10 protein-coding genes are annotated in these 11,657 nt (G+C 72.2%); 4 read left to right on the top strand and 6 right to left on the bottom strand.

Annotation, left to right across the window (positions count from 1 at the left end):
• Positions 1-203: 203 nt before the first annotated feature.
• Positions 204-1,205 (bottom strand): DUF4349 domain-containing protein, encoded by a 1,002-nt coding sequence (locus ACFT9I_RS36575; protein ID WP_382571706.1) that lies wholly within the window; start codon positions 1,203-1,205, stop codon positions 204-206.
• Between the two features lie 172 nt (positions 1,206-1,377).
• Between ACFT9I_RS36575 and hemG the strand changes: the two genes are divergently transcribed.
• From hemG to ACFT9I_RS36560, 3 genes are all read left to right on the top strand, one after another.
• Positions 1,378-2,835, top strand: a complete 1,458-nt coding sequence (gene hemG / locus ACFT9I_RS36570) for a protoporphyrinogen oxidase (protein ID WP_382571705.1) — start codon at positions 1,378-1,380, stop codon at positions 2,833-2,835.
• Between the two features lie 4 nt (positions 2,836-2,839).
• A complete protein-coding gene (hemQ, locus tag ACFT9I_RS36565; RefSeq protein ID WP_382571704.1) occupies positions 2,840-3,556 on the top strand; it encodes a hydrogen peroxide-dependent heme synthase in 717 nt (238 codons plus the stop codon).
• 322 nt (positions 3,557-3,878) lie between these two features.
• Positions 3,879-4,391 carry a DinB family protein gene (locus ACFT9I_RS36560; RefSeq protein WP_382571702.1) on the top strand — a complete coding sequence of 171 codons (513 nt, stop codon included), beginning with the start codon at positions 3,879-3,881 and terminating at the stop codon, positions 4,389-4,391.
• Here the strand turns inward: ACFT9I_RS36560 and ACFT9I_RS36555 are convergent.
• Positions 4,366-5,325, bottom strand: coding sequence for a LysR family transcriptional regulator (locus ACFT9I_RS36555; RefSeq protein WP_382571700.1), 960 nt, complete (start codon positions 5,323-5,325; stop codon positions 4,366-4,368). The genes ACFT9I_RS36560 and ACFT9I_RS36555 overlap by 26 nt on opposite strands.
• A gap of 166 nt (positions 5,326-5,491) precedes the next feature.
• Between ACFT9I_RS36555 and ACFT9I_RS36550 the strand changes: the two genes are divergently transcribed.
• Positions 5,492-6,346, top strand: coding sequence for an aldo/keto reductase (locus ACFT9I_RS36550; protein ID WP_382571698.1), 855 nt, complete (start codon positions 5,492-5,494; stop codon positions 6,344-6,346).
• Between the two features lie 92 nt (positions 6,347-6,438).
• Here the strand turns inward: ACFT9I_RS36550 and ACFT9I_RS36545 are convergent, their stop codons facing one another.
• The 4 genes from ACFT9I_RS36545 to ACFT9I_RS36530 form a co-directional block, all read right to left on the bottom strand.
• Positions 6,439-8,100 (bottom strand): alpha/beta hydrolase, encoded by a 1,662-nt coding sequence (locus tag ACFT9I_RS36545; protein ID WP_382571696.1) that lies wholly within the window; start codon positions 8,098-8,100, stop codon positions 6,439-6,441.
• 225 nt (positions 8,101-8,325) lie between these two features.
• On the bottom strand, positions 8,326-9,282 hold the full coding sequence (locus tag ACFT9I_RS36540; RefSeq protein WP_382571694.1) for a TIGR04222 domain-containing membrane protein: 957 nt from the start codon (positions 9,280-9,282) through the stop codon (positions 8,326-8,328).
• Positions 9,283-9,287: 5 nt separating this feature from the next.
• Positions 9,288-10,709, bottom strand: coding sequence for a DUF692 domain-containing protein (locus ACFT9I_RS36535; RefSeq protein ID WP_382571692.1), 1,422 nt, complete (start codon positions 10,707-10,709; stop codon positions 9,288-9,290).
• A 145-nt stretch (positions 10,710-10,854) separates the two neighbouring features.
• Entirely contained in the window at positions 10,855-11,640 is a 786-nt protein-coding gene (locus tag ACFT9I_RS36530; protein ID WP_382571691.1) for a DUF4142 domain-containing protein, read from the bottom strand.
• Between the last annotated feature and the right edge of the window lie 17 nt (positions 11,641-11,657).

Genomic DNA, 11,657 nt, shown 5'->3' with positions numbered 1-11,657 from the left:
CACCGCGCCATCGCCCCCGCCTCGGTGGGCCTCCAACCCATTCTCCGGGGCCCCCTCCACCCCGCGGGCCTCCGCGGCGGGCCACATCCCCCCCGCGTCGCCGCCGATGACCACCAAGCGCTCCGCTGCCATTGCGCGTCCCTTCGCGTGTGTGCCGGGCACCGGGTACCCGGCACACACAGACGCTACGCGGAGGCGGCGGGTCAGTCCCGCTTGCCCGGGTCCGGCGCCGGGTCCGCGTCGGGTGCCGGGTCCGGATCGGACGCCGGGTCCGGCGCCGCGGCGGGGGCGAAGGCATCGACGGGGACGGGAGCCGGGGTCGCCGTACGCCGCAGTCGCAACCGGGCGCCGAACAGCAGCCACAGGCCGAACAGCAACGCCAGCGCCACGACGAACGGCAGGATCGCGGCCACGACCACCACCATCCACCGCAGCACCGTCACGAACGCGTCCCAGCCGCCGCCGAGCGCGTCCAGGAAGCCCGGGTCGTCGTCCCCGGAGTCCTTCTCCTCCTTCGTCCGCTCGCTCAGGTCGAGCGTGATGGTCGCCATCGTCGTCCGGTCGGCGAGCGACGCCTGCTTGGCCAGCAGGGATTCCAACTCGGCCTGCCGCGTGTTCAGTTGCGACTCCAGGGTCACCACGTCCGTGATGTCCTCCGCCTGGTCCATCAACTTCCGTACGCGGTCGACGCTCGCACGCTGCGTCGCGATCCGGCTGTTCACGTCGACCACCTGCTCGGTGACGTCCTTCGCGTTCGCCGTACGCGACAACAGCTTCCCGGTGCCCGCCAGTTCGGCGAGGACGGCGTCGTACTCGGCCTCCGGGACCCGCAGTACGACGTTCGAGCTCACGTGCGTGTCGTCGATGCGCTCCGTGGTCTCGTCCTCGACCGCACCGCCCGCGTCCAGCGCGATCGTCCGGGCCTTGGCGAGGGCCTTCGTCGCGCTCTTCACCTCCACCGAGAGGGTGGCCGTGCGGATCACATGCGTCTTCGCGGAAGCCTCGTCGACGGCCTTGCCGTCGTCCGCCCGCTGTTGGCCGTCGGCCTTGTCGGCCGCCGCCCCCGCCCCCTGCTCGCCCGTCTCCGCCCTGGCCGCGCTCTCGGCCTTCGAGTCTCCGCTGCTGTCCGAACTCGCCCCGCTGCAGCCCGCCAGGGCCAGTGAAGCGGTGAGAAGTGCTGCCGCGAATGCGGGAAGTGCACGCATGTCGGTCCCCCCAAGGATGCCGTGCGTATGTGTCGCCGGTTCGACGGACCGACGACGGAGCGGGTTGCGCTTCTCCGGTCGCGAAGCGGTCACGGTCGGGACTCGGTACGGGCCGAGGCGCGTAGGAGGCGCGCCCGGGGCGGTCCGCGAGTGGTCTGAGAGAGTGGAGGCCATGGTGAGCAGTCCGAATCCCGCGCCTCCCGCCGGTCCCACGCCCCATGTCGTCGTCGTCGGGGGCGGCATCGCCGGTCTCGCCGCCGCCGACCGGCTGCTGTCCGCCGGGGCCCGCGTGACCCTCCTGGAGGCGACCGACCGCCTCGGCGGCAAACTCCGTACCGGCGAGATCGAGGGCGCCCCCGTCGACCTCGGCGCGGAGTCCATGCTCGCGCGCCGCCCCGAGGCCGTCGACCTCGCGCGCTCCGTGGGGCTCGCCGAGAGCCTTCAGCCGCCCGCCACGGCCTCGGCGTCCGTCTGGTCGCGCGGGGAGCTGCGTGCCATGCCCAAGGGCCATGTGATGGGCGTGCCGGGCGACGCCTCGGCCCTCGCCGGTCTGCTCTCCGTAGAAGGCGTCGCCAGGATCGGCCGCGAGCGGGACCTCGGACCGGCGTCGGTCGGCGACGACGTGTCCATCGGCGAGTTCGTCGCGGAGCGGCTGGGGCACGAGGTCGTGGACCGGCTGGTGGAGCCCCTGCTCGGCGGCGTCTACGCGGGCGACGCCTACCGCATCTCGATGCGCGCCGCCGTCCCGCAGCTCTACGAGGCGCTCCGCACGCACGACTCGCTGCTCGACGCCGTCCGCGCGATCCAGGCCAAGGCCGCCGAAACCCCCCGCACCGACGCCGTGTTCACCGGTATCGACGGCGGTGTCGGCAGGCTGCCGGGCGCCGTCGCCGACGCCGTACGGGCGCGTGGAGGCGACATCCGTACGGAGACGCCCGTCCTCGCCCTCACCCGCACCGCCGACGGCTGGGCCGTCAGGACCGACAAGGAGATCGTCGCCGCCGACGGGGTGATCATGGCGAACCCCGCCTGGTCCGCGTCCGCCCTCCTCGCGCACGAGTCACCCGCCGCGTCCGCCGAACTCGCCGGGATCGAGTACGCCTCCATGGCCCTGGTGACGATGGCCTTCCACCGCGCCGCGCTCACCGGCCTGCCCGGCCTGCCCGACGGCAGCGGCTTCCTCGTCCCGCCCGTCGACGGCCGCACCATCAAGGCCGCCACCTTCTCCACCCGTAAGTGGAGCTGGGTCGCCGAGTCGGCGCCGGACCTGTTCGTGCTGCGTACGTCCATCGGCCGGTACGGCGAGGAGGACCAACTCCAGCGCGAGGACGGCGAACTCGTCGAGGTGTCCCTGCGCGACCTCGGCGCCGCGACCGGACTCGCCACGCGGCCCGTCGCCACCGAGGTGACCCGGTGGATCGGCGGCCTGCCCCAGTACCCGGTCGGCCACCCCGCCCGGGTCGTCCGCATCCGCGACGCCGTCGCGAAACTCCCCGGACTACGTGTCTGCGGCGCCCCGTACGACGGCGTCGGCATCCCCGCCTGTATCGCGAGCGCCCGGCGCGCCGCCGACGAGATCATGGCCACGCCGACCCTGGCGCGGGGCACGGATCGGGGCACGGGAGAATAGCCGTATGACTTCCGCACCAGACAAGACCCCCAACGCGGGCAAGAAGGCCAAGGATCTCAACGACGTCATCCGCTACACGCTGTGGTCCGTCTTCAAGCTGCGCGATCTGCTGCCGGAGGACCGGGCCGGTTACGCCGACGAGGTCCAGGAGCTGTTCGACCAGCTCGCCGCCAAGGACATCACCGTGCGCGGCACGTACGACATCTCCGGGCTGCGCGCCGACGCCGACCTGATGATCTGGTGGCATGCCGGGACCGCGGACGAGCTGCAGGGGGCGTACAACCTCTTCCGCCGGACGAAGCTCGGGCGGGCGCTCGAACCCGTCTGGTCGAACATGGCGCTGCACCGCCCCGCCGAGTTCAACAAGTCCCACGTGCCGGCCTTCCTGGCCGACGAGACGCCCCGCGAGTGGGTGAGCGTCTATCCCTTCGTGCGCAGTTACGACTGGTATCTGCTGCCCGACGAGGAGCGGCGTACGATGCTCGCCGACCACGGAAAGATGGCCCGTGGATATCCGGACGTCCGCGCCAACACCGTGTCATCCTTCTCGCTCGGTGACTACGAGTGGATTCTCGCCTTCGAGGCCGACGAGCTGGACCGGATCGTCGACCTGATGCGTCATCTGCGTGGTTCGAAGGCACGGCTGTACGTACGGGAAGAGGTGCCGTTCTACACCGGCCGCCGCAAGTCGGTGGCGGACCTGGTCGCCGAACTCGCCTGAACCACGCCTGATCCACAGGCGCGGCCCGCGATCCGCGTAGCGTGATCGCACAACTGCATGACGGTCGGATCCGCCCCCGGGCGGCCCGGCCGTCCCACCCGGAAGATCAGACGACCGGCGGCAGCCCGCGGCCGGACCTCTCGTCCAGCGACACCGGGTTCGGCTCCGTGTGCGGCGCGCCCTCGGCGCGCCGCACCGGTGTCCCACCGGCGCCCCCGTCCTCCGTGTGTCGCCCCGGAGAAGCGCGGCACGGCCGGGAAAGCGATGCTGGAGGGGACCCGCGTCCCGGGTGACATCGAGCCGCACAGAATCGGAGCGTGCCATGACCGCGAGCGGTGACCTGCTCATCGACGCCTTCGACCGTATCCGTGACAACGTCCGCACCGTGGTCGACGGCCTCTCGCCGGACGAGCTCGCCGTACGCGTCGACGAGGGCGCGAACTCGATCGCCTGGCTCGTCTGGCACCTCACCCGGATCCAGGACGATCACGTCGCCGACATCGCGGGGACGGACGAGGTGTGGATCGCCGAGGACTGGACGGGCAGGTTCGAGCTGCCCTTCTCGCGCAACGCCACGGGGTACGGACACTCGCCCGAGGACGTGGCGGCGGTCGGCGGGATCACGGGGGAGGCGCTGGTCGGGTACCACGACGCCGTACACGCGCAGACCGTCACGTACATCAGGACGCTCCAGGACGCGGACTACGGAAGTGTCGTGGACCGGACGTGGGTCCCGGCCGTGACCCTCGGCGTGCGGCTGGTCAGCGTCGTCTCCGACGATCTCCAGCATGTCGGCCAGGCCGCCTTCATCAAGGGCTGGCTGACGCGGCCCTAGCGGGCGCCTCGTCGGCGCCCGGTACGTCGTCGGCGCCCGGCACATCGGCGGTCTCCGAGTCCGTCAGGTACGAGAGCAGCCGCCGGGCCGCCGGGCCGGTGCGCCCCTCCTCGGGGACGGCGGCCGAGACCTCCCAGGGATGGCTCTCCGCCCCGGCCAGCCGCACCGTGACGAGCGCGGCGGCCTGCTCCTTGCGGGCGATCGGGCGGGGCACCACGGCGATGCCGAGACCGTGGCCGACCAGTTCGATCAGGCTGTGCACATCGTTGACCTCCAGGGCCACTCGCCGCTCCACGCCGACGGCCGCGAAGGACCGGTCCGTGAGGCCGCGGGCTCCCCAGTCCTGGTGGAAGTCCACAAAGACCTCGCCGGCCAGATCGGCCCACCGCACCTCGGCGGCCCCGGCCAGCCGGTGATCGGGATGGCAGAGCAGCACCATCGGCTCCGCGGCCAGCCGGATCAGCCGCACCCCCTCGGGCACGGCTCCCGACACGACGACGAACGCCAGGTCCAGCCGCCCCTCGGCCACGTCGTCCACGAGTGAGGCGGAGCCGGCCTGCCGTAGCCGTACCTCCACATCGGGGTGCTCTGACCGGAAGCGCGCGAGCAGGCCGGGGACATGGACGCCGGTGACGCACTGCTCCGTACCGACGGACAGCGTGCCGCGCAGCAGCCCCTGGACGGCGGCGACCGCCTCCTTGCCCGCCCGTACGCTCGCCAGCGCGCGCGACGCCTCCACGAGCAGCGCGCGGCCGGCGCCGGTCAGCTCCACCCTGCGCGTGGAGCGCACGAACAGCCGGGCCCCCAGCTCGCGTTCCAGCGCCCGCACGGACGCAGAGAGGCCCGACTGCGAGACCATCAGCCGCTGGGCGGCCCGGGTGAAGTGCCGCTCTTCCGCGACGGCGACGAAGTACTCAAGATGTCGGAGTTCCACAGAAAGGAGCCTAAGGGAGAAGCTCGGACTGCCGGTGTCATTGAGAAGCTGGACCGCTCAATGCGTTCGCTTTCTTCTATTGGACACCCTGCGGGCGACAGCGCGAGACTGTCCTCTGCCCGCCGGAACCGGCCGGGCGCAGGAGCGGCAAGGAGCGGATCACACCATGAAGACTCGCCGTATCGGGACCGTCGACGTCAGCTCGATCGGCCTGGGCGGAATGCCGATGTCGATCGAAGGACGGCCCGACGAGGCCCGTTCCGTCGCCACCATCCACGCGGCGCTGGACGCCGGCGTGACGTTCATCGACACGGCGGACGCCTACCACTCGTTCGCCACCGACGTGGGCCACAACGAGTCCCTGATCGCGAAGGCGCTGGGGTCCCACAGCGGCGGCTCCGAGGTCCTGGTGGCCACCAAGGGCGGCCACCTGCGACCGGGTGACGGCTCCTGGACGCTCGACGGATCCCCCGCGTACCTCAAGCGTGCCTGCGAGGAGTCGCTCCGCCGGCTCGGGGTGGAGTCGATCGGGCTCTACCAGTTCCACCGCCCCGACCCGGGGGTGCCGTACGAGGAGTCCGTCGGCGCCCTGCGCGATCTGCTCGACGAGGGCAAGATCCAGCAGGCGGGCATCTCCAACGCGACCCCGGAGCGGATCCGGCTGGCCGACGAGATCCTCGGCGGCCGGCTCGTCTCCGTACAGAACCAGTTCTCGCCGGCCTTCCGTTCCAGCGAGCCTGAGCTGGAGCTGTGCACGGAGCTGGGGATCGCGTTCCTGCCGTGGAGCCCGTTCGGCGGCATCAAGAACGCCGCCGGACTCGGCTCCTCCTACGCCGCGTTCAACCGCGTCGCCGAGGCGCACGGAGTGAGCCCGCAGCGTGTCTGCCTGGCCTGGATGCTGGCCAAGTCGCCCGTCGTGGTGCCGATACCGGGCTCCAGCCGGCCGGAGACCATCACCGACTCGGTCGGCGCGGCCGACCTCGAACTCACCCCCGCCGAGGTGGCGGAGCTGGACGCCTGAGCACGCGCACCTACGCACGCGGCTGAGCGCCGTGGCCGACCGGACCGGTCGACCACGGCGCTCAGCCATGGTCCGAACACCCGCTCACCCGCTCAGAGTTGAACGCCGGGGTTCAGCCGTCGTCGCAGTTCGGAGCGCGTGTCGTCGTTGTCCAGCGACACCGCGTTCGGCTCCGCGCGCGGCGCGCACGCCGCACCGCCCACCGGGGTCTTGCCGGTCAGCAGATACGCCTCGACATGGTCGTTGACGCACTCGTTGGGACCGCCCGCGATGCCGTGCGTGCCCGCGCCGCGCTCGGTCACCAGCACGGCACCGGCCAGCCGCCGGCGCAGCTCCAGCGCCCCCGGGTAGGGCGTCGCCGCGTCCCGCTCGGCGGCCAGGATCAGCGTCGGCGGCAGCTCGCCGGGGCCGGTGCGGACGTCGACCGGTCGCTGGCGCTGCGCCGGCCAGAAGGCGCACGGCAGATTCATCCACGCGTTGTCCCACGTCTCGAACGGGGCCTGTGTGGCGAGGTCGGTGTTGTCGCGGTCCCACACCTTCCAGTCCGTCGGCCACGGCGCGTCGTTGCACTCCACGGCCGTGTAGACGGCGTTGCTGTTCTCGTTGTCGAAGGCCGCCGCCGGATGCGGCGTGGCCTGGTCGATCAGGGGCTTCGTGTTGCCCTTCAGGAACTCGGAGAGCGCCGTGGCGCGCATCGCCCAGTAGTCGTCGTAGTAGCCCGCCCCGAGCATCGCCGCGTGCAACTGGCCGGGCCCGACCTTGCCGCCCGCCGGGTGGTGCGCGACCGCCGCCCGTACCCGCTCGTAGCTGCGCTGCACCTCGTCGGGCGTGACGCCGAGGTGGTACGTCGCGTCGTGCTTGGCGACCCAGGCCCGGAAGTCCGCCCAGCGCTGCTCGAAGGCGAGGGACTGGTCCATGTTGTTGCGGTACCAGATCTGGTCCGGGTCCGGGTTGACGGCCGAGTCGAAGACCATCCGGCGTACGTGGGACGGGAAGAGCGACGCGTACAGCGCGCCGAAGTACGTTCCGTAGGAGGCGCCCATGAAGGACAGCTTCTTCTCGCCGAGGGCGGCCCGCAGGACATCGAGGTCACGGGCGTTGTTCAGCGACGTGTAGTGGCGCAGGGCCGGTCCCGCGGTGCGGGCACAGCCCTGGGCGTACGCCTTGGCGCGCGAGACACGCTCCCTCTTGTACGACTCCGAGGGGTAGGTCGGCGCGAGGGTGGGCGCCTTCGCGAAGTCCCCGGCGTCCTGGCAGGACAGCGGCGCGGAGCGGCCGACACCGCGCGGGGCGTAGCCGACGATGTCGTACGCCGCCGCGATCCGCTTCCACTCGGGCATACCGGCCACCATCGGGAAGGCCATGCTGGAGGCGCCGGGGCCGCCGGGGTTGTAGACCAGAGCGCCCTGGCGCTGGACGGTCTCCACGGCCTTGCCGTCGCCGCCCGCCGCGCCGGTCTTGCCGGACGCCTTCACCCGGCTGACGGTGAGTCTGATCCGCTCACCGTTCGGCCGGGCGTAGTCGAGCGGCACCTCGACCGTGCCGCACATCAGGGGAGCGGGCAGCATCTCGGCCTTGGAACACGTACGGAAGGCGATTCCGGCGTCGGCGGCGCGCTGGGCGGCGACGACCGTTCCGCGCTCCTCGGACGAGGCGCCGGCGAAGTCCGCGCCGCCCGCCGGGGCGGCGGAGAGGGTGGACAGGACCAAGGAGCCGAGGGTGGCCAGGGCCCCGTACTTCGCAACTGCTCTCATCGCTTTCCCTTCGGGCGTGCCGCGGTGGGGGAAGGCGATCATCTCCGGAGCCCCGGCCATGTAAAGGATCTGTGAGCGGTGTCGGGGCCCATGACTCCGATGCGTCATACAGTCACTCAATAGGCCCGTACGGGGTGCGGAATCGGGTACGGCATGCTCCGCGCGCGGGTGGACGGGTGCGCGCGGAGCCGACGGAGCGTACGCGTAACGGGACGGGGCCGCCGGTCAGCCGCCTCCTCCTCCGCAGCCGCCGCCACCCCCACCACAGCCGCCGCCCCCGCCGCCTCCTCCGTCTCCGCCGGAGCCACCCCCGCCGCACCCCGAGCCCGAGCTGCCGCACCCCGAACCTCCGGAACCGCCGCAGCCGGACCCGCCGCCCGAACCGCTGTCCCCGAAGCCCGCGCTCGCGCACCACACCACCGTGGCGGCGGCCAGATGCGGGGCCGGCTCGAAGTCCCGGCCGGGCCGCATGCGCGTCGCGACCGTCAGCTGCTCCCGCAGCAGCGTGTCGTCCAGCGCGCTCGGCCCGTTCAGGGCGACCTGATGGTCGGGCGCCGTGATGTGCGGGTACGTCGCACGGAACCTGAGCCGTGCGCGGACACCGGCGGCGGTGAGCCGCCGCCTGGCCAGCGCCGCACAGATGAGGCCCGAGAAGATCCCGACGAACGCCAGCGGGATGGTCGGGATGACCGACGGCGAGGTGGTGTCGACGAGCACGAAGACGCTCAGCGGCACGGTGATCAGGCACACGATCGCCTGGATCACCCCCCAGCGCGCCCACACACGGGTCTTGCCGACCGGTACCAGCAGCCCCCGCAACGCGAGGGAGTCGCCGACGTCCTGGACGGCACGGCTGCGCATCACCGCGAGACGCAGCGCGTGCAGCGCGCCGTGCGGCGCCCGGTTGTGCTCCTCGATGACGGCCTGCTCCACCGGATTGCGGGCCACGTCGCTGTAGATGGCGACGATGCCGGGACCGCCGATGCCCAGCCGGCCGTCGGCGTGCATCGCGACGATGGCCGTCTCGACCACCCGGCCCGGTCCGCCGCCGAGGAAGGCCACGTCCATGAGGTCGTTCACCTCGGTCGCACCGCGCCCCGAGCGCGCGGTGATCACTCCGACGATGAGTGTGACGAAGGACAGCGGAATGGCGATCTGAAGGATGGTGACGAGCGATTCCATGGCCGTCACCGCCCCACGAGCACGGAGCGGGCGGCACGCACCATACGGGTCGCGCGGCGCGGTGGGCGCGATCCGGAGCGGTCCCGCCACCACTGGGTCAGCTCACGCCGCGCCGCCGTGTCCTCGGGCCGGTCGGCGATCAGCAGATGCTCGGCGAAGTCGAGCGCGTCGCGCCGGTAACCGGCGCGCATGGGGCGGGACTTGGCGTACCCGAGGAAGGCGGCGCGGTAGCCGTCGCCGAGGATGCGCGGCAGCTCCGGCGCCACCTTGGCGACGACCTCCGCCCGCTTGGCGGCGAGGGCGCGGCTCTGCACCCCGAGCCGCCGCGAGTCGAACCCCTCGGGCGCGGGGGTCCCGGCGACCAGGGCGGACAGCAGGGAGGTCTGCGCGAGGGCCAGCCGCTCGCGGGCGGGGTCGGTGGCGCTGCCGGGTCGGGGCCGGTCGGCCGGTTCGCTCGCCGCCTCAACCGCGTTGCCCTGTACGGCGATTGAGGCCGGGTCAGGACCCGGCCCCGCGAGCGTCGTACGGATCGCGTCCAGTTCCGCCGCCAGCTCGGCCGTCGGCGGGAAGTTGTCGTCCCGCTCCAGCAGGACACCCGGCGGGGAGACCCGCGAGCGCAGCTCCGCCAGTACGTCGAGCACCGGCGCGCCGACCGGGTGGGCGTGGGTGTCGTGCCAGACGCCGTCGCGTTCGATGCCGCCCGCGACATGCACGTACGCGATGGCCTCGACCGGCAGTTGGTCGAGCGCGGTCGCCGGGTCCTCACCGCGGTTGACGTGGTTGGTGTGCAGGTTCGCCACGTCGATCAGCAGCCGTACCCCCGTACGGTCGACCAGCTCCGCCAGGAACTGACCCTCCGTCATCTCCTCGTCCGGCCAGTTGATCAGCGCCGCGATGTTCTCCACGGCGAGCGGCACGGGCAGGGAGTCCTGGGCGATCCGTACGTTCTCGCACAGCACCCGCAGCGCGTCCCTGGTGCGCGGGACCGGCAGCAGATGGCCGGCTTCGAGCGTGGGGGACGCGGTGAGCGGGCCACCGGCCCGTACGAAGGCGATGTGCTCGGTGATCAGCGGCGAGCCGAGGGCCTCGGCCCGCTCCGCCAGATCGGCGAGGCGCTTGGCGTCGGGCCGCCCGGCGCCCCCCAGACCGAGGGAGACGCCGTGCGGGACGACGGTGACGCCGCGTGCGCGGAGCCGGACGAGCGAGTCGGGAAGGTGGCCGGGGCAGATGTTCTCGGCGACGGCCTCGACCCAGTCGATGCCGGGCAGCGCCTCGACCGCTGCCGCGATCTCGGGCCGCCAGCCGATGCCCGTGCCCAGCTTTCCCGGATTCCTCGAAGTCCCCCGACTTCCCAGCTTCCCCGGAGTCCCCCGACTCCCCGGATCCTTCAGGCTTCCCAGGTTCTCCCGCTGTGCGGCGTGGCTCATGAAGCTCCCCCTCCTCCGTGCCTCGGCGAGTGCCGGTTCCGGAGTAATGGCCCCACCGGGCGCCGGTGAATCCAGAGGAGGGGACGTTCAGAGCATCATTTGAGGTTCCCGCCGCAGGCGGACGACCTGTCGGAAGCCCCGGAGGCTACGGCGTCGCCTTGATGCTCGGCGGCGGACGGTTCGTATTGACGGCCGTCGGCGCGCCCGGCTGCGTGGAGGGCCGGGAGGTGAAAGAGCTGTCCCCGGTCGGTGACGCGGCCGGCGGCGACGGCGGCAGGCTGCCGTTCGGCGGCGGCGGACCGGTGGGGCTGGCCGTCTTGGTGCCGGCGGCCTCCCGCGCGATGCTGTCGAAGTCGACCAGCCCGGTGGCCTCCAGCATGGTGATGTGGTCGAGGACCGTCTGGTTGGCGTCGGTCGCCAGCTGTCTTATCAGGGTGTTCCGGGTCGTATGCCTGACCTCGGCCACCAGCGCGAAGACCTTGCCGTGGGCATTGCGCAGGAGGTTGGCGAACTTCCTGTCGTACTCGGCGCCCGTCGCCGCCGACAGCTCCCGCAACCAGCCCTGCTGCAGCTCGTTGGGCTGGTTCGGCAGCGCGACACCGAGCTTCGCCGCCACGTCGCGCGCGCGGGCGTCGAGGTCGGAGTGGCCGACGACAAGATGGTCGCCCGCGTCCTTGATGGCCTGGCTGGGCGCGCGCTCGATCGCCTGCTGTCCCGCGGGCAGCTCCCACAGGCCGGCGAGCCGCACCTTCACGAGGAAGTCGCGGTCCGTCGCCGAGAGCGGCCCCCACTGGGTCGCCACACTCGACGCCGCGAGATTCGCCTCCCCCGTGCCGGAGCGGTCGGCGTACGACCAGACAGGAAAGGCGAGCGCCCCTACCGTCGCGACGAGTGCCGCGATGATGAGTGCCGTGCCGTTGATACGTCGCAACAAAGTGTCTCCCGGGC

Source organism: Streptomyces sp. NPDC057137 (genome assembly GCF_042670825.1).
Classification (GTDB): domain Bacteria; phylum Actinomycetota; class Actinomycetes; order Streptomycetales; family Streptomycetaceae; genus Streptomyces.
Note: the sequence above shows the minus strand (reverse complement) of the source record. Positions and strands in the feature narration are given on the sequence as shown.

Bases quoted from the DNA above. Each gene is read 5' to 3' on its own strand.
- hemG (WP_382571705.1), top strand. From the start codon at position 1,378: ATGGTGAGCAGTCCGAATCCCGCGCCTCCCGCCGGTCCCACGCCCCAT.
- ACFT9I_RS36575 (WP_382571706.1), bottom strand. From the start codon at position 1,205: ATGCGTGCACTTCCCGCATTCGCGGCAGCACTTCTCACCGCTTCACTG.
- ACFT9I_RS36545 (WP_382571696.1), bottom strand. From the start codon at position 8,100: ATGAGAGCAGTTGCGAAGTACGGGGCCCTGGCCACCCTCGGCTCCTTG.
- ACFT9I_RS36560 (WP_382571702.1), top strand. From the start codon at position 3,879: ATGACCGCGAGCGGTGACCTGCTCATCGACGCCTTCGACCGTATCCGT.
- ACFT9I_RS36540 (WP_382571694.1), bottom strand. From the start codon at position 9,282: ATGGAATCGCTCGTCACCATCCTTCAGATCGCCATTCCGCTGTCCTTC.
- ACFT9I_RS36535 (WP_382571692.1), bottom strand. From the start codon at position 10,709: ATGAGCCACGCCGCACAGCGGGAGAACCTGGGAAGCCTGAAGGATCCG.
- ACFT9I_RS36550 (WP_382571698.1), top strand. From the start codon at position 5,492: ATGAAGACTCGCCGTATCGGGACCGTCGACGTCAGCTCGATCGGCCTG.
- hemQ (WP_382571704.1), top strand. From the start codon at position 2,840: ATGACTTCCGCACCAGACAAGACCCCCAACGCGGGCAAGAAGGCCAAG.